We start from the raw sequence: 20466 nt of genomic DNA on the forward strand, positions 1-20466 counted from the left end.
CTCACTCCCGTAGGGTTGCCCCAAACTCAGCTGTCAACATCTCCACCACAGTTTTGATTGTGGTATTGATCTCTTGTTCTTCGAGGGTGCGCTCTGGGTGCTGTAATGTCAATGACAACGCAAGGCTGCGATGCCCTTCTGCGACCCCAGGCCCCTGATAAACATCAAATAAGTTTAGGCCAACTAAATGATTTACGCCAATATTTTCAATGGCCGCAATCACTTCGCCTGCCGCAATCGATTGCTTCAATACCACAGCGATATCGCGTCGAATCGACGGGAATTTAGAAACACCGACCGCCTGTGGTAAACGTCGTTCAGTTACCGCCGCTAACTCAAGCTCAAATACGTAGGTACGACCATTCAGTCCGAGCTTCTTCTCGAACTGAGGATGAATAGCCCCTACCCAACCAATGCGCTTTTCAGCAGCAAAAATAGCCGCCGATTGACCTGGGTGCAGCGCAGGGTGATGGTCTTCAACAAAACGGCAAGCTCCTTCAATCCCTCGATTCGCCAATAGTGCTTCAACATCACCCTTGATGTCATAAAAATCGACGGCACGCTCACCTTCACTCCAATGTTCCGCAGCCGCTTTTCCTGCGCGAATACCGGCAACCATGGCTTGCTGACGCACACCATTTTCTGCCTGCAGATCCGGCACGAAACGAAGACCCGTTTCACAGAATGCCAAGACCGGTTGCTGACGCTTTTGGTTATGAGTAACCGCGCCAATCAGGCCTGGCCATAAACTCACACGCATCGACGACATATCTAATGAAATTGGGTATGGCAGTGTTAAAGCTGCAATATCATCAAACAGCATCGCTTGATGCTTAGGGTCAACAAAACTATAGGTGATCGCTTCTTGATAACCACGGTCAATCAACAGACGCTTAACGCTATCAGCGCTACTGCGACGTTCTTGGCGCGGAATCATGCGCAATTGCGCCGCTGGTGCTGATGCTTGAATACGGTGATAACCGTAAATTCGCGCCACTTCTTCAATCAGGTCTTCTTCAATACTGATATCGAACCGGAAGGTCGGCACGGTGACGTCCCAACCAGCGTCCGAAGTAACTACCTTGAAGCCAAGTCGCTCAAGAATTTCAGTGACTTCCTCGGCAGCGATGGCAATGCCGAGCACTTTCTGTAATCGTGCCGCACGCAAAGTGACTTGTGCTGGCTTGGGCAGTTGATCGGGAGCAACGGCTTCGACAATAGGACCCGGCTCACCACCACAAATTTCAATCAATAGTGCAGTTGCTCGCTCCATTGCGTCGCGCTGTAATTCAGGATCAACACCGCGCTCATATCGATGCGAGGCATCTGTATGCAATCCAAAACGACGGGCACGCCCTGCTATGGCATTCGGGCTAAAGAAGGCAGACTCTAGAAAAATATCTTGTGATGTTTCGCTCACTCCGCTGTCTTCACCACCGAAAATCCCAGCCATTGCAAGCGCTTTGCTCTCATCAGCAATCACTAAAACATCGTCTTGAAGGGTGACTTCTTGGCCGTCTAACAAGGTCAACTTCTCACCTTGCGTTGCCATTCGAACATGAACAGCACCATCAATTTTTGCCAAATCAAAGGCATGCATTGGATGCCCCAGCTCTAACAAAATGTAGTTCGTCACATCGACCACGGCATCAATACTGCGCACACCACTGCGACGCAACCGCTCTTGCAACCACAGCGGTGATGGCGCTTTGACATTAATCCCGCGCACTACTCGACCTAAATAACGTGGACACGCTGCAGGAGCGTCCAAGAAGACCGCTCGTTCGTCATCAATGGCTGGCTTCACCGCTTCAATAGTCGGTTCAGTGACGGGTAATCGGTTGAGTACGCCGACTTCACGGGCGATACCGCGAACGCCCAAACAATCGGCACGGTTTGGCGTTAAATCTACATCTAGGGTGACATCGTCTAAGCCTAAGTAGTCGCGATAGTCTTGGCCAAGCGGTGCATCTGCCGGAAGTTCAAGAATACCATCATGGTCGTCGCTCAAACCCAGTTCTGACGCTGAGCACAGCATGCCATTCGATGGTTGCCCACGTAACTTTGCTTTCTTAATTTTGAAGTCACCCGGTAGCACGGCGCCGACCGTTGCCACGGCAACTTTGAGGCCTGCGCGACAATTAGGCGCACCACATACGATCGTTTGCAATTCATCGGTACCAACATTCACCTCGGTTACTTGCAGCTTATCGGCATCTGGATGCTGCCAACAATTCACCACTTCGCCGACCACTACACCGGTAAAATGCTCTGCAACCGGCTCGATACCGTCAACTTCTAATCCTGCCATGCTGAGTTGTTCAGATAACTCTAAGCTCGACAATGTTGGGTTCACCCAGGTCCGTAACCACTGTTCACTGAATTTCATTTGCTCACCTGGTCTTAATTAAATTGTTTTAAGAAGCGGACGTCATTCTCAAAGAATGCGCGTAAATCATTCACGCCATAACGCAGCATCGTGAGGCGTTCGACTCCCATGCCAAATGCAAAACCGGTATATTTTTCGCTATCAATACCGACGGCTTGAAGAACACTCGGGTGAACCATGCCACAACCTAACACTTCTAACCATTGACCATCTTTACGGCGTACATCCACTTCCGCGGACGGCTCAGTAAACGGGAAATAAGATGGACGGAAACGCACTTCTAAGGACTCTTCAAAGAAATTCACGAGGAAGTCTTCTAAGATCCCTTTCAATTGGGTGAAGCTCACATCGGTGTCGATCATTAACCCTTCGACTTGATGGAACATCGGCGTGTGCGTCTGATCATAGTCATTGCGATACACGCGCCCAGGCGAAATGATCCGTAGCGGCGGTTGTTCTTTTTCCATGGTACGAATTTGTACACCTGAAGTCTGTGTACGTAGCATCGTATTCGCATCGAAGTAGAACGTATCGTGATCAGCGCGAGCCGGATGATTCGCTGGAATATTTAACGCATCAAAATTGTGAAAGGCGTCTTCGACTTCAGGTCCCTCTACCACACGAAAGCCAAGGTCACCGAAAAACGCTTCAATACGCTGAATGGTTTTGGTCACTGGATGAAAACCACCGACCTGACTGCGACGTCCAGGCAAACTGACATCGATGCGCTCTGCTGCTAATTTTGCGTTGAGTTCAGCTAGTTTTAGCTCGTCATTCCGCGCATTAATCAAACCCTGCACTTGTTGCTTGGCTTGGTTGATGGCTTGACCGGCAGCAGGACGTTCCTCTGCACTGAGTGCGCCTAGGCTTTTGAGCTGCTCAGTTAAGCGCCCTTTTTTACCCAAATAGTCGACCCGAACTTGATCCAGTGCTTGCGGCGAATCGGCAGCCGCTACAGCAGCTTCTGCAGCTGCTACGATGTCATTTAACTCCATGACGTTCCTCAGTGGTGGTCCATAGCTTACAAAGTCGCCTATGATAACGAAAATGCACAAAAAAAGGGAGCATCTCTGCTCCCTTTTTCACAACCTATACCCGCTTACAGAGAGCTTTTTGCTTTCTCTACCAACGCAGCAAAACCATTTTGGTCGTGCACAGCGATGTCAGCTAGGATTTTACGATCGATTTCTACAGATGCTTTTTTCAAGCCATTGATAAAGCGGCTGTATGACAAACCGTTTTGACGCGCTGCAGCGTTGATACGAACAATCCACAATTGACGGAATTGACGTTTCTTCGCACGGCGGTCGCGGTATGCGTACTGACCTGCTTTGATAACAGCTTGCTTCGCGACGCGATAAACGCGACTACGAGCACCATAATAACCTTTCGCCTGCTTCAGGACTTTCTTGTGACGCGCGCGCGCTGTCACACCACGTTTTACTCGTGCCATTTTTTAAATCTCCTTCCTTAAGCGTACGGTAACATACGAGCGACAAGTGGAACGTCAGCTACATGTACCATGCTTTTTGCACGGAGATGACGCTTACGCTTTGAGCTCTTCTTAGTCAGGATGTGGCGCAAGTGTGATTGCTTGCATTTAAAGCCGCCTGAAGCGGTTTTCTTAAAGCGCTTGGATGCGCCTTTATTGGATTTCATTTTCGGCATGAAAATTACTCCGCATTGTTAATAAAAGTGTAACAGGGTGAGTTTGGTTATTGGTTACAACAACCGCCCTACTTGCAAACCACAGTTACTTCTTAACAGGGGCCAGCACCATAATCATCTGGCGACCCTCAGCACGTCTTGGGAACGATTCGACGGTCGAGATTTCCTGTAAATCGTCTTTAATACGATTTAACAAATCAATCCCGAGGTCTTGGTGTGCCATTTCCCGGCCACGGAAACGGATAGTGACTTTAGTTTTGTCACCTCCCTCCAGAAAGCGAGTCAGGTTGCGTAGTTTTACCTGATAATCGCCTTCATCAGTTCCAGGACGGAATTTAACTTCCTTCACCTGGATCTGCTTCTGGTTTTTCTTCTGCTCTTTCTGGTTCTTTGCTTTCTCGTAGAGGAACTTGCCATAATCCATCAAACGACAGACAGGTGGTTCAGCGTTCGGGCTGATCTCCACCAAATCAACACCAGCTTCTTCTGCCAATGTAAGAGCTTCTTGAATACTTACGACACCAATCTGTTCGGCTTCAACGCCAATCAAACGTACTTCGTTGACGCGAATTTCTTCATTAATCCGATTTTTGTCACTAGCTTTCTGAGTTCTTTTTCCGCCTTTAATGGGTTATTCCTCCAACAAGTTAACTAATCTTGCGTGTATTTACATCGTCTGTGAGTAGCTCAATAAACTCGTTGAGCCCTTTCACACCGTGGTCTTCGCCACGACGAGTACGTACCGCAACCGCTTGGTTCTCGACTTCTTTGTCGCCGACAACCAATAAATATGGAACACGTTTTAATGTGTGCTCGCGGATTTTAAAGCCTATTTTCTCATTTCTCAAGTCAGCTGTTGCTCTAAAGCCCAGTTTTGTCAGTTCTTTCACGATATTTTTGGCGTAATCCGCCTGATTATCGGTAATATTCATGACAACGACTTGGTTTGGCGCCAGCCACGTTGGGAAATAACCCGCATACTCTTCAATGAGAATACCCATGAAGCGCTCGAGAGACCCTAAAATCGCGCGGTGAATCATCACCGGCACGTGTCTTTCGTTGTTCTCGCCAACATAGGTCGCACCTAATCGGCCAGGCAACGCAAAATCGAGCTGTACTGTACCACATTGCCATGCCCGACCGATACAGTCGTGCAAGGTAAATTCGATTTTAGGGCCGTAAAACGCCCCTTCTCCGGGCAAATACTCAAAATCGATGCCATTATTCTTCAAAGCTTGAGCTAAAGCGGCCTCAGAGCGGTCCCACGTGGCATCGTCACCCAATCGTTTTTCAGGACGAGTCGACAGTTTCACAACAATGTCGTTAAAACCGAATGTTTTGTAGGTTTCATAGACCATTTTGATACAGCCGCTGACTTCTTCCTGTATTTGATCTTCGGTACAGAAGATATGAGCATCGTCTTGCGTGAAGCCACGGACCCGCATCAAACCATGCAAAGCACCTGACGGCTCATTTCGATGACAACAACCGAACTCAGCCATACGCAACGGTAAATCACGGTAGGATTTCAAACCTTGGTTAAAGATTTGGACGTGACCCGGGCAGTTCATCGGCTTCACTGCGTATTCGCGGTTTTCTGAAGAAGTGGTAAACATCAATTCAGAAAACTTCTCCCAGTGGCCAGAACGTTCCCACAAGACGCGATCCATCATTAATGGACCTTTCACCTCTTGGTAACGGTACTCACGCAGTTTCTGCCGAACATAGCGCTCCAACTCAAGGAAAATGGTCCAGCCGTTGTTGTGCCAGAACACCATTCCCGGCGCTTCTTCTTGCCAATGGAACAAGTCTTGGGTTTTACCGATCTTGCGATGGTCACGCTTCTCAGCTTCTTCCAGACGTTGTAAGTACGCTTTTAACTGTTTCTTGTCAGTCCACGCGGTGCCATAAATGCGTTGCAGCATTTTGTTGTCAGAATCACCGCGCCAATAGGCACCAGCAACCTTCATAATTTTGAAATGCTGACAAAACCGCATGTTAGGAACATGAGGGCCGCGGCACATATCAATGTATTCTTCATGATGATACAGACCAGGGCGATCATCCTGACTGATATCATCATCTAAAATTTCAACTTTGTAGGACTCATGTCGTTGCACGAAGGTTTCGCGCGCTTCCTGCCAGCTGACCTTCTTCTTCACGACTTCATATTCAGTCTTGGCCAGTTCTTGCATGCGTTGTTCAATGGCATTCAAGTCGTCTTGCGTTAACGATTTGTCGAGATCAACGTCATAGTAAAAACCGTTATCGATAACCGGGCCAATCGCCATTTTCACATTAGGAAACAGCTGCTTGATGGCGTGTCCTAACAAATGCGCGCAGGAGTGACGAATAATATGCAGTCCATCGTCGTCTTTCGGCGTAATGATATGAAGTGTTGAGTCACTGGTGATCAGGTCACTTGCATCCGCAAGCTCACCATTAATACGACCAGCAACGGTGGCTTTTGCCAAACCTGGGCCGATATCTTGGGCGACTTCTAAAATGGAGACTGGGTTTTCATATGCGCGTTGACTACCGTCGGGAAGCGTTACTACAGGCATGACTTTATCCTTTAACAGTGGTGGCACCTACCAAGTGTCACTTGTGATTTTTAAAGCGAGTTTGAGTTCTCACGAATTAGCCCGCAACTATATCGCAGCCTGCGCATTGCTGCAATCCGAAATGGCCGCTAGAATAGCGCGCCATGGAAGCCTATATCGGTCATTTGGCCGCACTCACCGCCGCACTATTTTGGGCCATCGCCACGCTGCTATACAACCAAGCGGGTAGTTACCTGAACGCGGCACAATTGAACCTGGTCAAAGGTGTCGTCGCGTGTCCGTTATTATTCATCGCAGCATGGTTAACCGGTCAACTCCTGAGCTTTGATGGTAGCACTGCAGCATGGCTGTTACTGGCTAGCGGGGTGATCGGCATTACCATTGGCGATACCCTGTATTTCACTGCCCTACGCCGCCTTGGCCCCTGGCACACCATGCTACTAGAGTACTTAGCACCGCCCTTTGCGGCACTGATTGCTTGGTGGTTTTTGAATGAAGGAATGGCCGCTGTCGAAATTATTGCTGCGTTGGTGATTATCGGCGGCATCGTCATTGTGCTCTCTGAACGACAACCAGCCACAGTTACGAAAGTTCAGTTGAGCCGGTCTGGCCTCGCAGCTGGTGTTGGCGCGGCATTGTGTCAAGCCATCGGCTTAGTCATGGCGTTTCATGCGCTGACTGCTTTCGATATGAATCCATTGAACGCTGCATTACTGCGTATTTTTGCCGGAACCGTGGCATTAACAATCGCTTTATTAGTACTCAAACCAAGCCTCATTAGTTCCACTCGTTCGGCATTGCGCCACACGTCCATTCCTTGGTTAGTTACAGCCATTGTACTAGGTACATTCATTGCTATTTGGTTGCAACAGACCGCCATTGCTTATGTGCACCCAGGCGTGGCGCAAACCTTGTTGGCAACCGCGCCGTTATGGCTGATACCCATTCAATGGTTTCTACCAGCAGAACACGGTCGGCGCCGACTTTCGTTGCGCGCAATAGCGGGCGCATTACTTGCTGTTTGCGGAATTGCACTACTCTTCAATTAGTTAACTTTGTTAGCTTGATTACGGCAGGAAAATATCCAGTCCACGTACCATACTCACCAGTGAAAGCTCTCAATAGCAAGGAGTTTAACTGAGGAGTACCTGTCATGAATGCTGAGAAATTACGTGATGCATCGGTTCATTGCCCCATGTGCGGACATGCCGTGCATGTAATGCTCGACCCGAGTCAGGGCGACCAAGACTATCAGGACGAATGTCGCGCCTGTGGGCATGATATTCATCTGCATCTGGAGGTCGATGAACTGCACGATCAACTCCGCCTCCGGGTGGAGGAATAACGAGAGATGGTGAATAGTGAACGGTAAATAGTGAATAGCAACCACCAGACTCGATCTTTGGTTTTCTATTACCTGTTCACTATTAACTTTTCACTGTCTATTGGCGAGGGTTCGTTCTACCGTGTCGACGATGGTGATCGTTTGTTGATCCAGTTCTAGATTTAGGCGTGTACCTACTTCAACGTCAGCTAAGTTGGTTAACCGCAGTGTTTCCGGAATTAGGTGCAGCGAGAAACGATTGTCTTTGACCTGACCAATAGTCAGACTAGCGCCGTTGACGCTGATAAAGCCCTTGGCAAAAATGTAGCGATTAAAGTCTTCTGGAAACTCAATCCACATCGCCCAGTTATCATCGCTGATATCGAGTTGTGCAACCGTGCCGACACCGTGTATGTGACCAGACACATGATGCCCGCCTATTTCATCACCGACTTTCAGTGACCGTTCAAAATTCACTAAACTACCCACGCGCAATTCACCCAGATTGGTTAAGCGCAAGGTTTCGTCAATCACATCGAAATTGACCGTTGTTTCGGTAAAGTGAACCACCGTGAGACAACAGCCGTTTATGGCTATACTGGCACCGAGCTGAACGTTGACCAGAAACTGAGGCTCAACTTGCAAGCACAACTGGACGAATTCGCCGCGCCGAGTTAGTTCTTTAACGGTTGCTTGTGTTTGGACAATACCTGTAAACATAAACCCATTCCGTGAACGATGTGAGAGGCCGATGATTGTAACCAGAACCACTCGATTTGGCTATGCAATCGGCCTACTTATACTGCTTTCCAGCCTCACTCTCAGCGGCTGCAGTGATGCGCCGCCAGCACTTAAAGTCTTAGTCGACTATCGCGAGCGAGTTGCCACACCACAAGATTTGCCGCTACCAGAGTTGCAGTTACCTGCTGTAAATCGACCGCCAGAACTCCGCGAACTGCGTGTTGAAGTCCCGGAAGTCACCGTCTCGCTATTAGACTCGTTGCGGCTAGATACGTGTGCTGCAGGTGCCAGTATCGTGCAACGGAACTCGGCTCTGGGTCGTTTAGAAACGGGTCTTCGACGTTATCACGGTGATTTAGAAATTATTGACCAATTGAATGACTGTTTGACTCACTTGGATAATCCCGATTCTGAGCTCGGACAACGGTTGCAGCAAGCACTCGAAGCTAAACGAGAGACGCTCCCCCTACTCAAGCAACGAGCCATCGCTTCAGATGACGCATTACGGCACGCCCTAACCCCTGCTAATCAAAGTAGCGCTGACCTCTCGAATGAATCTTTGGCTGAGAGTTTAGATGCCTTTCAAGTGCTCTTGAGTTTGCTTCAGTATACCGAGAAGTCCGAGCAATCACTCATCAGTGCTGAGCGCCTTGAACAAGCTCTTGAAACGTTAGAACAAAGCGATGCACTCGGTTTATTGTGGCGCAATCAGCACGAATGGATCCATGGGCTTGAGCAAAGTCACTCGTTAGTCGTCGGCTCAGGCGAGCGCGCAGGTTGTATGAGTGCAGGCACTCCGCAGCGTGCCCAGGTACTCCGAACCGTCTTTAGCAAATATTTTGCCGCTGAAGTGCAAGCACAAGTCGCACTCCTGACCGGACATGCGTATCGCGTCAATCCGTTACTCACAGAGCTTCAAAAACACAGCAACCAAACGCTATTGGTTGATTATCTTACCGAGTTACAAGACCTATCCATCGAGTTGACTGCTGCAATCAGAACGCACGCAGAACATTGGCAACAATTCTTTCGTGACTGTGACTTCCAACCGGGCTCACAATCGTGATACTCTAATGCGAATGATTCTCAATACCTGTAAACGAAAAAGCGTTGTTCGTTGATCGTACGCTTCGCTGTTCGTTGTTCGATTAACCCCTGATGGAGATTATGATGAAATTCTTACCTGTTGTACTGGCTTTAACGTTACTTCCTGTGTCTATTGCGTTTGCCGATGAGAAACGTCCTGATCATTTCGAAGGTGAGCCATCGCCTACGCTTGATGCAGCGTTAGAAAACCTCAGTGTCTATAACGCTAAACTGCAAGCCATTTTAAACAAGGCAGAATTGACAGCTACTGACATGGCGGAAGTCCATCAACTCACCTACACCATTGAAGTCGCGTTAGAACGTTTAGATGATGAAGTTGACATGATGCAGGAGCAAGTTGAAACGGTCCATGTCAGTTCTGAGCGGATGGAATTTGATCAAGTACAAGAAACGGGCACCAACTACCTCGAAAATATTGCTAAGATTGCTCCACCGAAGCAGTAACAGAGACACGTTATGACACGCCAATCGTTTAGCAGTACCGCCACTTATATTGTGGCGGACGATCTTAGTTTAGCCGTAAATGCCGCGGTGACATTGGAAAAGCCGCTGTTGCTAAAAGGTGAACCGGGTACCGGTAAAACTCGTCTTGCCGAAGAACTTGCAGCCAGTCTCAATGCTCCCCTGTTACGGTGGCAGATTAAGTCGACCACCAAGGCTCAACAAGGTCTATACGAGTATGATGCAGTGTCGCGCCTGCGCGATAGTCAGTTAGGTAGCGATAAAGTTCACGACATTAGCAATTACATCAAGCCCGGTAAGTTATGGCAGGCATTTACTGCTGAACAGCGGCCGGTGCTGCTCATTGATGAAATCGACAAAGCCGATATTGAATTCCCAAATGACTTGTTGCATGAACTCGATCAGATGGAATTTCACGTCTACGAGACTGGCGAACAAATCGTTGCTCAGCAACGCCCAATTGTCATCATTACCTCCAATAATGAGAAAGAGTTGCCCGATGCCTTTTTGCGCCGGTGCTTTTTTCATTACATCAAGTTCCCCGATGCCGATACCCTGCGCGATATCGTTCAAGTGCATTACCCAGATATCCAAAAGCAGCTATTGAGCACTGCGCTCGAGGTGTTCTTTGATGTGCGGCAAATGCCCAACGTTAAGAAGAAGCCCTCGACCTCTGAATTAATTGACTGGTTGAAGCTCTTATTAGCGGAAAAAATCACTCCGCAACAACTGCAAGAGACCAAACAAAAAGGCGGCCTCATGCCTCTGTTCGGCGCGTTATTGAAGAATGAGCAAGATGTTCAACTGGTCGAGAAACTGGCCTTCATGGCGCGGCGCCGTGATGGCTCGTAACAAAGCCCACTTATGCTAGTCGAATTCTTTCTCTGTTTACGCAAACATGGCGTTCCGACCAGTCTGACGGAACTCCTTGATTTGGTAAACGCTATGGAGCGCCAATTGGTATTCGCCGATGTTGAGGCGTTTTACCATCTGGCGCGCTTGATCATGGTGAAAGATGAAACCCATTATGATCGGTTCGACCGCGCTTGCGCGGAGTATTTTGAAGGTGTCGAACAAATTGATATTGCGTCTAGCATTCCCGCCGAATGGCTTGAACGCAGTATGCAAAAGCATCTGAACGATGAGGATACAGCGAAACTTAAAGCTTTAGGCGGACTTGATGAATTGCTCAAAGCATTTCGCGAACGTCTACAAGAACAGCAAAAGCGACATGCTGGTGGCAACAAATGGATTGGTACCGGCGGAACCTCACCTTTCGGTGCCTACGGCTATCACCCAGAAGGAATTCGGATTGGTCAGGACGGAAGTAATGCGCGACGTGCGGTCAAGGTTTGGGATAAACGTGAATTCAAAGACTTGGATACCGACGAAAAGCTCAATAATCGCTCCATTCAACTGGCGTTGCGGCGGCTCAGAAAGTTTGCTCGGACTGGGGCGGTCGAAGAATTAGATTTGGACGAAACCATTCGAGCAACTTCAAAAAAAGCTGGGTTACTTGATTTGCAGTGGCAGCCCGAACGCCATAATGCCATGAAAGTGTTAATTCTCTTTGACGTTGGCGGCTCGATGGACGATCACATCTTTGCCTGCCAACAACTCTTTGCCGCGGCTCGCAATGAGTTTAAACACCTCGAGTTCTACTATTTTCATAACTGCGTGTATGAATCTGTTTGGAAGCAGAATCATCGCCGCCACACCGAGAAGCTCTCAACACTCGATCTTATTCATCGCTTTGGTCGCGACTACAAGCTGATTTTCGTCGGTGATGCCACCATGGGACCTTACGAAATCGCTTACCCAGGCGGCAGTGTTGAACATTGGAATGAGGAACCGGGCGAAGTATGGATGCGACGTTTACTGAGCCACTTTACCAATGCCGTCTGGCTCAATCCCCAGTTACGCGAACACTGGCATTGGCATCACTCCATTGACATGCTACACGAGATCATGGGCGGCCGCATGTACCCTCTCACTGTTGCGGGTTTGACCGAGGCGATTGCTGCGCTGTTAAAAAAATCTGCCACAACGGCTGTGGTTGAGTAACCAAGTCGCTCAGGGTGTATTTTGCTAGGTGTTGGTAAAAAATTTCTTTCCCCGCGGCAATAATGTGTTTGAGTTCACAAGCGGGTGTCGCTACACAATATGGACTGCTGCATTCGACCCAAGACTCATCGCCTTCCAACGAGCGTATGACAAAGTCGATACGAATGTTTTCTGGTTGCTGGGCCAGCACAAACCCGCCAAATTTGCCGCGTTTCGTCTCAATGAGTCCCAATTTACCAAGATGGTGCACAACTTTATTCACATGGTTTGCGGACAAATCGAAAGTTTCGCAAATCGTTTTTATCGTCGTTAAAGACTGAACGTCCTCTTCACACGCGCGCTGCGCAGCCAAATACATCAATATCCGCAGACCATAATCCGTATATTTTTTGATTTGCATCAGTACTCCCCTTGATCTTTTTATAAGATACATTAATAATGCATATTATTAAACATGCATTGAGGATGTATTTTATGAGCGCAAGAACGATGCTAACCACAGCAAACTTTGCCATGTTAATCACACTGACTTTATTTACGATTGTAGCCTATCTTGCGTGGGGCCTAGAAGCTCACTTCCCACTTATGATTGTTGCAGTTCTGCATCTTTCACAGATAGTTCTTGCAGGCTTATTTAAGCTCTCATATGTATTCCGGTTAATAGCCCAAAGTCGATTAGGCGAGCAACTCCGCTAAATAGCTCAACCATACGTGACACCTCTATTTGAATTAGCTAGTATCGGTTTCTTAACAAGAAAAACGATAATTCACAAGGAACATTACGGTGTCACAAGAACCCTCCTCTGCTGCTGAGAACGGCGGTTTTATTGCATTTGTTGAACGTGTTGGTCGACGAATTCCAGATCCTGTCATCATCTTCATTTACTTTTTAATCGGCGCGTTGATATTAACCTGGGCAATTGGTGGCCTTACCTTTACAACCTATGGTGGCGATGGTCAGCCGATTAATTATGAAATTCGAAATATGTTGGCCGCGGAAAATGTCGTGTGGCTCTTTGATAACGCGCTACTAGCCAATTGGTTGGGTTTTGGTGGTGGTGTACTTGGCGTTATTTTGATTGTGATGCTCGGTGTCGGTGTCGCCGAACACTCTGGATTATTCGCGGCTATTCTGAAGAAAGTTTCACGCGGACTCCCCATTAAGTGGTTACCCTTGTTCCTCGTTTTCATCGGTATTATGAGTTCTATCGCTACCGATGCAGGTTATCTAATCCTCATTCCTTTAGCTGGATTGCTTTATGCCGGACTAAATAAAAACCCACTGATTGGCATGGCGGCGGCATTTGCAGGAGTTTCAGCCGGATTTAGCGCAAACTTGATTCCAGCCACGCCTATTGATGTGATCATTGGCGTGAATGCCAAAGTTTTCGCCGAAGCCCAAAATATTCCGTTTGTGAATGCTGCGGGCGAAGCGCTGACTCCCGCCACAATGAATTACTATTTTATCCTCGTTTCTACCTTTGTACTGGGTATTGTGGGTGCTTGGGTTACCCTGAAGTTTGTGCAGCCACGCCTCGAACAAAAGCCGTTTACCGTGCCTGACGAACTCAAAATCACCGACTTTGACGTCACACCAGAAGAAAAGAAAGGCTTACGCGCAGCTGGTATCGGTTTGATCCTTGCTCTGCTTGCCATTTATGGGCTTGCTGCAGGACCACTTGCACCTTACACCACCGCAGAGGGCACAACGGTAACGCCATATCTAAATAATGTGATTTTGCTCATCACCTTTGTCTTTATCGTGATCGGTATCGCATTCGGTGTGGCGAGTGGCAAATTTAAGGGCTTGCCTGATGTTGTCCGAGCGATGGTCAAACAGATGGATACCATGGGCTATATTTTGGTGCTGACGTTCTTTTGCTACAACTTTTTGGGTGTGCTCAGTCACAGCGGGTTGGGCGCCTATATCACCTATCTCGGTGCCACTTTGCTGACGAATCTCGGCCTACAGTCTTATCCTGTGTTGTTATTGCTGGGCTTTATTGTCGTTACCGCGCTGATCAATCTCTTTGTAGGTGGCTTAACTTCGAAGTGGATGTTACTGGGCCCTATCTTTATTCCAATGCTGTACTTAGTGAATAGCGAAATGACACCAGATTTAGTTGCGGCGGCATTCCGATTAGCAGATTCATCGACCAACATCATCACGCCGATGATGAGCTATGCGGGCATTATTCTTGCCTTTATGCGCAAGTACAATCCGCAGCTCACCTTTGGGGAAATGATTGCCATGATGCTGCCCTATTCTTTGGCATTTATGGTGGTATGGAGTGCGTTGCTCGTCGCGTTCTTTACACTGGGTATTCCACTGGGCTTTTGATGAACGCATAGACTGTGCACATTTCAAGCAAACAAACGGGTGTAGGTGAAAAAGCACTTGCACCCGTAACCTCAAATGACTAATATAGCGCCCGTTCGCATCTGCGAACATCTGCTTTAAAATGTGCGTCCGTAGCTCAGTTGGTTAGAGCACTACCTTGACATGGTAGGGGTCGGTAGTTCGAGTCTACTCGGACGCACCACTTTCTCTTACCTTAAAACCCTGTTCTTAAAAGTATTTTATAAGATACCAGCACATTTTAAGCATTGCCATAGTTCTTAAGTTATTGTTTTTGCTCTACAATAAAGTACCCCCCGATTGGCGCTACTGGATCATAGTGATCAAAGTATCTCGCATGTAAATAATAAGTTCCATCTTCAGGAAACGTGAATTCGGCAACTCGTGAGCAAGAATAATCTTCTTCATTCAGCGAAAATCCATACGCTCGACCTGATCGCGTTGCGCTAAATCCCCGATACATGGTTGGGCACCAAGCCTCTAATCTTTCACCGATAGAGTCATCTAAGTAACTGGTCATTACAATGGTTTGAGATTTATTGCCTTCGATAGCATAAAAATTGTAAAAAGATTCTCTGGATATTGCGTGCCGTTCATTGAGTTTCACTAACGTTGGCGTCGACGGCTTGCTGCCCTTCCCGGTATATGCTCCTGCTATCCGCTGATTAGTTTTCACAATATCTGCATATGCATAACCTGAATGTCCGTCAGGAAAGTCAAAGTGTACTGTGATGCTTTCAGCCGCTTCAGCCGTGTAAGCCAAACTATAGCCACAGGCGTTTGCTTTACCGTCAATATTGATGCCTAAGTCAGCATTAGATGAAGCATATACACATTGCTCAAGCCAACGTCCAGAGAGAGGCAAATCAAGAACAGAATAAATGTATAGTCTATCGCCCATATCCAGATTAATTTTGAAGTAGTTATTTACGCTATCAGTAGCAATTTTGTTTTTGATAGAAAGGCTCAAATCGGCAGGCGTCCCGCGAGTTCCACCTTCAACAATTTCTTCAGGTGGGGTCGGTTGCGAGGAACCAACTGAGTTATCAATTACTGACTCGGAGCTACTACCTCCACAGCCCGCCAATAAAAGTACTATTGTCAATGATATTATATTTTTCATGTAAAAATCCTTTTGTAATCCCCCCATTTTAAGCGGCAGTTATTCTTAGAAACTAATGAACCGCTCGCGTTAATTGTTTGGGAGGAATGTCTCCAATGGCCGTCTTCGACCTTTCCTTCTCGTAAAGAAAAAGCCACTTTGTGGCAACTTCTTTTGCCTGTTCGACGCTTTGGAATATATGCAAATCGAGCCATTCATACCAAACCGTTCGATTAAATCGTTAGCTACAAGCGTTCTGTTTCAATTTACCAATCTGAATATAAAGCATTGGTATATGACATAAAGCCCATTGACCACACCTGGTTCACAACTGTCGACACGCTCAATTGCGAAAAGCACAGCCAAACCCTTTTAGGTTGTAGGCTTTTTGGAGCCACAATGAGTTAGTTTGTGCTTGGACAGATGCTACCAAAACTGATTTCCTTAACCTCGCCATCACTATATTTGCAATAGCGTTTGTTATTTTCAGTCCACTCTTCCATCAACACGCCAGCGTAACAAGCAGTTGATAATGTGGTGCATACTAGTATCATAAGCGATGCTAATTTTTTCATTATGGCTTCCTTATATTATTTTTTAACGGCGAAATTACAGTCCTACACAACAGACCGAAATATCGCAACCCGCCGTCACTTTGTTTATTCAACTAAAAACCTTCCCAGCCATAGCATCCAGTCGGTGTTTTATCTTTCCCCAGTTCGGCATCACCTGCCCCATTAAACGGTAGAATCGTTCACTATGATTATGTTCGGCAATATGACATAGCTCATGCAATATCACGTAGTCAATGCAATCGCGTGGGGCTTTTACTAGCAGTGGGTTAAGCGTGATGCGACCGTTTGGCGAACAACTGCCCCATTGCGTTTGCATGGTAAGAACGCGTAGCGGTGGTCGCTCGTCCACCCATAAAGCTTGCTCGAGAACAGCGTCTAAGCGTTTATGAAACACTTCTTTAGCGCGAGCTTTGTACCATTCTTCAAGGGCTAAACGCACGCGCTCTGGCTCTTGAGCACGTACGCTGACCAACAACTGCCCTCGCAGTAGTTTGACGCTACGTGGTGCCGTAGCATCCACGGCAACCTTCAACAGGTATTGCTTGCCGAGGTAATAATGACTTTCGCCGCTAACATACTTGCGCCGTGTAATGTGTGCCTGCTGCTCTTTAAAGTCGCGCAATTGCTCGTAAATCCAGCGCCCGCGTTTACGCGCTGCTGCCAGCACTTCTTTGTCAGAAGCACTAGCGGGTGCGGCCACTTGAACCGTGCAGTCAGGCTTTACCCTAATCGTAACTTTATTCGCTACACTTTTGCTGTCGCCGCGACTAAAGGGAATCCACTCGTCACCGTAGTAAAATCCTTGAATGGCAACGTTCATGGTTAAGCGTCCAACCGGCCAACACGAACAATCTGCACCACCGACTCGACAATGCGCTTCGCTTGGTCGATGCCTCCGCCTAAACCTTTGCACTCAGCAAAAATCATTGGCAGTAATTTTTTACGAATATCAGCTTCAATGTTTTGTGGGTTAATCGAGTTCTCGGCAACCGCCTGGCTCACCACGTCGTCCACGTCAAACGCCAACTTCACCCATTTCTCTTGGGTTTTCTCGTCTAACAGCGCAAAAGCCTCAGGCAAGTTTTGTTTAAACACCCCGTAATAGCCTTGGGCGTGTTTGTTGGTATCAAAAGCATCAGGTAGCTCGTCTAAATGGCGCGCTTTTACCTGCTCTTCAAACTCATAAAACATCATGTATTGCTTCAGCGGGTGGTCAAACAGCTTCTCGGCTTCTTCAATGGCTTGGCGCAACAGCTTTGAAAACGCTTCTTGCGCATAGGGGTCATCACGCAACTCTTGCTCAATCATGCGAGTAACGCGGGTGCGAATAATATCGGTTTCGTTGCGAGTTTTGTCTTCACTCCACTCTTCAGGCTGTTGTTTCTGGCCCATTTTACCCACTTCATAAACACCCTCAGCATCGCGCACATCGACGCCAACGACGTGTTTGTCGAGCAGCTTTTTCACATCGGCCGCGTAGCTATCGTAACTCACACGTTCGCCCGACTCTTGCTGCACCACTTGGCGCAAGCTCGATAACTGCCTCACGGTTTCTTTATACAAAGCACGGTCTTTGTCGGCAAAGCTTTTATCGTCAAAGAACGTCTTCGATTGCAACGCAACTTTTAAGCAACTGGCAAACTCAGTCAGGGCTTCGTAGAAGTCTTCGCGGCGTTTAAGGTTTACATCAACAAACTCACTGCCACGTTCCTCTAAACGTGGGATCAGCACATGCTTCAGCGCTTCTGTGTCAGATTTATTCTTCACGCCATCGAATATCGCCCACAACTGCCTATACAGCTGCGGTAGGCGCTTATATTCAGTGCTCATCTGCTGATAGAGCCCTTCAATGTCGTTAATGTCATACCCGCCTTGGGTGCGCGAGGCTAGGTCTTGATAGTCTTTGATAGTGGTATCAAGCTCGGCAAGAATGCCACGGTAATCAATCAGCAAACCAAATTTTTTGTCGGGATGTAAGCGGTTCACCCGGGCAATGGCCTGAATCAAATTATGGCCTTTTAGTGGCTTGTCGATATAGAGCACGGCGTTGCGCGGCTCGTCAAAGCCGGTTAATAATTTGTCGACGACAATTAAAAGCTTTAACTTCGGGTCATTCTCAAAACGCTGAATCAAATGCTGGGTATAGTTTTTCTCGTCACCGCCACCAACGTTCTCCTTCCACCATTTGCTCACTTCGGGCATGCTGGCTTCGTCCACCGAGGTATTGCCTTCGCGGGTGTCAGGCGAGCTCATCACCACGGCCGATTCGAACAGACCTATTTCGTCTAGAAAGCGCTTGTATTTAATGGCTGAGGCTTTGCTGTCACAGCACAGCTGGCCTTTGAGCGTATCGCCGATGTTCTTATCAAAATGGTGTGCAATGTCGTAGGCAATAAGACGGATACGGTCATCAGCACCGTAAACTTGCCCGCGTTTGGCGAACTTCTTCTTTAAGTCCGTTTTTTGCTCATCGCTTAGGCCTTCGGTAATGCGGTCAAACCATGCATCAATGGCGCGCTCGTTCACATCCAAATCAGGCACGCGCTCTTCGTACAACAGCGGCGTCACGGTTCTATCTTCAACCGCACGTTGCATGGTGTAAGCATGCACAATCGGTCCGAACTTATTGGTTGTTTTGTCGTCTTTCAGTAAAGGCGTTCCAGTAAATGCCACAAAAGCAGCTTTCGGCAATGCCTGCTCCATTCGAATGCTGTTTTCGCCGCCCTGGCTGCGGTGCCCTTCGTCTATCAGCACAATAATATCCGGGCTTGGGTTGTAGCATTCTTTGAGCTTGGTCGCGGAATTAAACTTTTGAATGAGCGTGAACACAATACGTTCATTACCACCGCCTATTTGCTGAGCTAAGCGCTTACCTGAGGTAGCCATGGCCGATTCGCGGTCTTTCTTGGTTGCTAACTCGCCGCCAGAAGCAAAGGTTTTGGCCAATTGGTCTTCTAAATCAACGCGGTCGGTCACCACAACAACGCGGCACTGCTTAAGGGCGTCATTGAGAATAAGTGTTTTAGATAAAAACACCATGGTGAATGACTTGCCGGAGCCGGTAGTGTGCCAAATCACTCCTCCTTCACGGCTGCCATCGCTACGGCGCTTTTGAATGCGCTCAATTAAACGTTTAATGCCAAATACTTGCTGGTAACGCCCAACAATTTTGCCGATTTTCTTATCAAAAATGGTGAAGTAACGCACCATATCAAACAAGCGCTCGCGCGATAGCAGGCTGATCAACAGGCGGTCTTGGCCGCTTAGCATTAAGTCACCACCGGCTAGCAGGTTGTGGTACCAAGCTAAGTCACGTGGATGGCGGTGGGCGAACAACGCATTGATGTCATCGCTCGAGCGCTTTTTATTTTTAAGCGTCAGCATTTCGGCATCGTTAATGTCTTCTTCACGCCATGCGGCCCAAAACTTTTCAGGGGTTTCGACGGTGCCGTAGCGCCCTTCACTGCCGTTAATCGACAACAACAGCTGTGTATAGGCAAATAAATGCGGAATTTCATCAGGGCGCTGGTTGCGCAAGCTCTGTGAGATGCCCTCAAGAACCGTTGGGCCTTTTTGTGCATTACCATCCGGGCGCTTGGCCTCAATCACCACTAGCGGCAAGCCATTCACAAAACAAACAATATCAGGGCGGCGTGAGTCCAAGCCGTTAGCTCGAGTCACCGAATACTCTTCGGTAAAGTGGAACTCGTTGTTATTAAGGTTGTGCCAGTCAATAAGCTGAATGGTTGGCGAGACTTTTTTGCCGTTAACAAACTCGGTTACCGGCATGCCGTACAGCAGGTGGTTATAAATTTTCTCATTGGCGTGGCGTAAGCCTTCATTAAGTGCTGGCGAGCATAGCTGCGAGATAATATTGTCAACGGAGTTGTTCGATAACGGATGGCTTTCGCCGGCAAACACGAACGTGCGATTCGAAAGCACTTTGCGTAACACTTCGCGCAACACCACTTGATCTTGCTTATCACCGCGCAGCGCCAACGCACCAGCCGGAGCTAGAAACGTCCACCCCAAGTTGGCCAACAGTGTCATGGCGGGAATTTTGGCTGCGTATTCTTCCTGAAACTTGGGCGTGTATTGTTCCATCACTGAA

The 20466-nt window shown here is 47.9% G+C and carries 20 protein-coding genes, 1 tRNA gene and 1 pseudogene; 9 read left to right on the forward strand and 13 right to left on the reverse strand.

What is annotated here, in order from left to right:
* Position 1: 1 nt before the first annotated feature.
* The 6 genes from pheT to thrS all read right to left on the reverse strand — a co-directional run bounded on the left by pheT (position 2) and on the right by thrS (position 6621).
* On the reverse strand, positions 2-2389 hold the full coding sequence (pheT, locus tag ACN0S4_RS05300) for a phenylalanine--tRNA ligase subunit beta (RefSeq protein ID WP_417656675.1): 2388 nt from the start codon (positions 2387-2389) through the stop codon (positions 2-4).
* 14 nt (positions 2390-2403) lie between these two features.
* Positions 2404-3384 (reverse strand): phenylalanine--tRNA ligase subunit alpha, encoded by a 981-nt coding sequence (gene pheS / locus ACN0S4_RS05305; RefSeq protein ID WP_417656676.1) that lies wholly within the window; start codon positions 3382-3384, stop codon positions 2404-2406.
* A 104-nt stretch (positions 3385-3488) separates the two neighbouring features.
* Positions 3489-3842 (reverse strand): 50S ribosomal protein L20, encoded by a 354-nt coding sequence (gene rplT / locus ACN0S4_RS05310; RefSeq protein ID WP_169929688.1) that lies wholly within the window; start codon positions 3840-3842, stop codon positions 3489-3491.
* A gap of 17 nt (positions 3843-3859) precedes the next feature.
* Positions 3860-4057, reverse strand: coding sequence for a 50S ribosomal protein L35 (gene rpmI / locus ACN0S4_RS05315; protein ID WP_169929687.1), 198 nt, complete (start codon positions 4055-4057; stop codon positions 3860-3862).
* Positions 4058-4142: 85 nt separating this feature from the next.
* Positions 4143-4685, reverse strand: coding sequence for a translation initiation factor IF-3 (gene infC / locus ACN0S4_RS05320; protein ID WP_417656997.1), 543 nt, complete (start codon positions 4683-4685; stop codon positions 4143-4145).
* A gap of 19 nt (positions 4686-4704) precedes the next feature.
* Positions 4705-6621 (reverse strand): threonine--tRNA ligase, encoded by a 1917-nt coding sequence (gene thrS / locus ACN0S4_RS05325; RefSeq protein WP_417656677.1) that lies wholly within the window; start codon positions 6619-6621, stop codon positions 4705-4707.
* Between the two features lie 143 nt (positions 6622-6764).
* On the opposite strand from thrS, the gene ACN0S4_RS05330 reads away from it, so the two are divergent.
* Positions 6765-7670 (forward strand): DMT family transporter, encoded by a 906-nt coding sequence (locus ACN0S4_RS05330; protein ID WP_417656678.1) that lies wholly within the window; start codon positions 6765-6767, stop codon positions 7668-7670.
* Between the two features lie 104 nt (positions 7671-7774).
* Entirely contained in the window at positions 7775-7966 is a 192-nt protein-coding gene (locus ACN0S4_RS05335; RefSeq protein WP_169929684.1) for a CPXCG motif-containing cysteine-rich protein, read from the forward strand.
* A 90-nt stretch (positions 7967-8056) separates the two neighbouring features.
* Here the strand turns inward: ACN0S4_RS05335 and ACN0S4_RS05340 are convergent, their stop codons facing one another.
* Positions 8057-8665 (reverse strand): riboflavin synthase subunit alpha, encoded by a 609-nt coding sequence (locus tag ACN0S4_RS05340; protein ID WP_417656679.1) that lies wholly within the window; start codon positions 8663-8665, stop codon positions 8057-8059.
* A 31-nt stretch (positions 8666-8696) separates the two neighbouring features.
* On the opposite strand from ACN0S4_RS05340, the gene ACN0S4_RS05345 reads away from it, so the two are divergent.
* From ACN0S4_RS05345 to ACN0S4_RS05360, 4 genes are all read left to right on the forward strand, one after another.
* Entirely contained in the window at positions 8697-9752 is a 1056-nt protein-coding gene (locus ACN0S4_RS05345; RefSeq protein ID WP_417656680.1) for a DUF3080 family protein, read from the forward strand.
* Positions 9753-9853: 101 nt separating this feature from the next.
* The gene (locus tag ACN0S4_RS05350; RefSeq protein ID WP_417656681.1) at positions 9854-10237 is read left to right on the forward strand and encodes a DUF6746 family protein; all 384 of its coding nucleotides are present in this window, start codon (positions 9854-9856) and stop codon (positions 10235-10237) included.
* 12 nt (positions 10238-10249) lie between these two features.
* Positions 10250-11107 carry an AAA family ATPase gene (locus tag ACN0S4_RS05355; protein WP_417656682.1) on the forward strand — a complete coding sequence of 286 codons (858 nt, stop codon included), beginning with the start codon at positions 10250-10252 and terminating at the stop codon, positions 11105-11107.
* Between the two features lie 12 nt (positions 11108-11119).
* Complete coding sequence (locus tag ACN0S4_RS05360; RefSeq protein ID WP_417656683.1) at positions 11120-12319, forward strand: vWA domain-containing protein; 1200 nt, start codon at positions 11120-11122, stop codon at positions 12317-12319.
* Here the strand turns inward: ACN0S4_RS05360 and ACN0S4_RS05365 are convergent.
* Positions 12246-12719 carry an Rrf2 family transcriptional regulator gene (locus tag ACN0S4_RS05365; protein ID WP_417656684.1) on the reverse strand — a complete coding sequence of 158 codons (474 nt, stop codon included), beginning with the start codon at positions 12717-12719 and terminating at the stop codon, positions 12246-12248. The genes ACN0S4_RS05360 and ACN0S4_RS05365 overlap by 74 nt on opposite strands.
* Before the next feature lie 74 nt (positions 12720-12793).
* Here ACN0S4_RS05365 and ACN0S4_RS05370 point away from each other — a divergent pair, with 74 nt between their 5' ends.
* From ACN0S4_RS05370 to ACN0S4_RS05380, 3 genes are all read left to right on the forward strand, one after another.
* The gene (locus ACN0S4_RS05370; RefSeq protein ID WP_417656685.1) at positions 12794-13015 is read left to right on the forward strand and encodes a hypothetical protein; all 222 of its coding nucleotides are present in this window, start codon (positions 12794-12796) and stop codon (positions 13013-13015) included.
* Between the two features lie 88 nt (positions 13016-13103).
* Positions 13104-14660 carry an AbgT family transporter gene (locus ACN0S4_RS05375; RefSeq protein ID WP_417656686.1) on the forward strand — a complete coding sequence of 519 codons (1557 nt, stop codon included), beginning with the start codon at positions 13104-13106 and terminating at the stop codon, positions 14658-14660.
* Positions 14661-14785: 125 nt separating this feature from the next.
* Positions 14786-14862 (forward strand) — tRNA-Val (locus ACN0S4_RS05380).
* 81 nt (positions 14863-14943) lie between these two features.
* Here the strand turns inward: ACN0S4_RS05380 and ACN0S4_RS05385 are convergent.
* From ACN0S4_RS05385 to ACN0S4_RS05405, 5 genes and pseudogenes are all read right to left on the reverse strand, one after another.
* Positions 14944-15801 carry a hypothetical protein gene (locus ACN0S4_RS05385; protein WP_417656687.1) on the reverse strand — a complete coding sequence of 286 codons (858 nt, stop codon included), beginning with the start codon at positions 15799-15801 and terminating at the stop codon, positions 14944-14946.
* A gap of 52 nt (positions 15802-15853) precedes the next feature.
* Positions 15854-16009, reverse strand: a pseudogene (locus ACN0S4_RS05390) (integrase core domain-containing protein); the annotation flags it as partial.
* Between the two features lie 175 nt (positions 16010-16184).
* Positions 16185-16355, reverse strand: coding sequence for a hypothetical protein (locus ACN0S4_RS05395; RefSeq protein WP_417656688.1), 171 nt, complete (start codon positions 16353-16355; stop codon positions 16185-16187).
* An 88-nt stretch (positions 16356-16443) separates the two neighbouring features.
* On the reverse strand, positions 16444-17175 hold the full coding sequence (locus ACN0S4_RS05400) for a M48 family metallopeptidase (RefSeq protein WP_417656689.1): 732 nt from the start codon (positions 17173-17175) through the stop codon (positions 16444-16446).
* Positions 17176-17177: 2 nt separating this feature from the next.
* Positions 17178-20459, reverse strand: coding sequence for a type I restriction endonuclease subunit R (locus ACN0S4_RS05405; RefSeq protein WP_417656690.1), 3282 nt, complete (start codon positions 20457-20459; stop codon positions 17178-17180).
* Between the last annotated feature and the right edge of the window lie 7 nt (positions 20460-20466).

This window comes from Pseudidiomarina aestuarii (genome assembly GCF_048263735.1).
GTDB lineage: Bacteria > Pseudomonadota > Gammaproteobacteria > Enterobacterales > Alteromonadaceae > Pseudidiomarina > Pseudidiomarina aestuarii_B.

Coding starts and splice junctions, on each gene's coding strand:
- pheT (WP_417656675.1), bottom strand. CDS start 2,389: ATGAAATTCAGTGAACAGTGGTTACGGACCTGGGTGAACCCAACATTG.
- pheS (WP_417656676.1), bottom strand. CDS start 3,384: ATGGAGTTAAATGACATCGTAGCAGCTGCAGAAGCTGCTGTAGCGGCT.
- rplT (WP_169929688.1), bottom strand. CDS start 3,842: ATGGCACGAGTAAAACGTGGTGTGACAGCGCGCGCGCGTCACAAGAAA.
- rpmI (WP_169929687.1), bottom strand. CDS start 4,057: ATGCCGAAAATGAAATCCAATAAAGGCGCATCCAAGCGCTTTAAGAAA.
- thrS (WP_417656677.1), bottom strand. CDS start 6,621: ATGCCTGTAGTAACGCTTCCCGACGGTAGTCAACGCGCATATGAAAAC.
- ACN0S4_RS05330 (WP_417656678.1), top strand. CDS start 6,765: ATGGAAGCCTATATCGGTCATTTGGCCGCACTCACCGCCGCACTATTT.
- ACN0S4_RS05335 (WP_169929684.1), top strand. CDS start 7,775: ATGAATGCTGAGAAATTACGTGATGCATCGGTTCATTGCCCCATGTGC.
- ACN0S4_RS05340 (WP_417656679.1), bottom strand. CDS start 8,665: ATGTTTACAGGTATTGTCCAAACACAAGCAACCGTTAAAGAACTAACT.
- ACN0S4_RS05345 (WP_417656680.1), top strand. CDS start 8,697: ATGATTGTAACCAGAACCACTCGATTTGGCTATGCAATCGGCCTACTT.
- ACN0S4_RS05350 (WP_417656681.1), top strand. CDS start 9,854: ATGATGAAATTCTTACCTGTTGTACTGGCTTTAACGTTACTTCCTGTG.
- ACN0S4_RS05355 (WP_417656682.1), top strand. CDS start 10,250: ATGACACGCCAATCGTTTAGCAGTACCGCCACTTATATTGTGGCGGAC.
- ACN0S4_RS05360 (WP_417656683.1), top strand. CDS start 11,120: ATGCTAGTCGAATTCTTTCTCTGTTTACGCAAACATGGCGTTCCGACC.
- ACN0S4_RS05365 (WP_417656684.1), bottom strand. CDS start 12,719: ATGCAAATCAAAAAATATACGGATTATGGTCTGCGGATATTGATGTAT.
- ACN0S4_RS05370 (WP_417656685.1), top strand. CDS start 12,794: ATGAGCGCAAGAACGATGCTAACCACAGCAAACTTTGCCATGTTAATC.
- ACN0S4_RS05385 (WP_417656687.1), bottom strand. CDS start 15,801: ATGAAAAATATAATATCATTGACAATAGTACTTTTATTGGCGGGCTGT.
- ACN0S4_RS05395 (WP_417656688.1), bottom strand. CDS start 16,355: ATGAAAAAATTAGCATCGCTTATGATACTAGTATGCACCACATTATCA.
- ACN0S4_RS05400 (WP_417656689.1), bottom strand. CDS start 17,175: ATGAACGTTGCCATTCAAGGATTTTACTACGGTGACGAGTGGATTCCC.
- ACN0S4_RS05405 (WP_417656690.1), bottom strand. CDS start 20,459: ATGGAACAATACACGCCCAAGTTTCAGGAAGAATACGCAGCCAAAATT.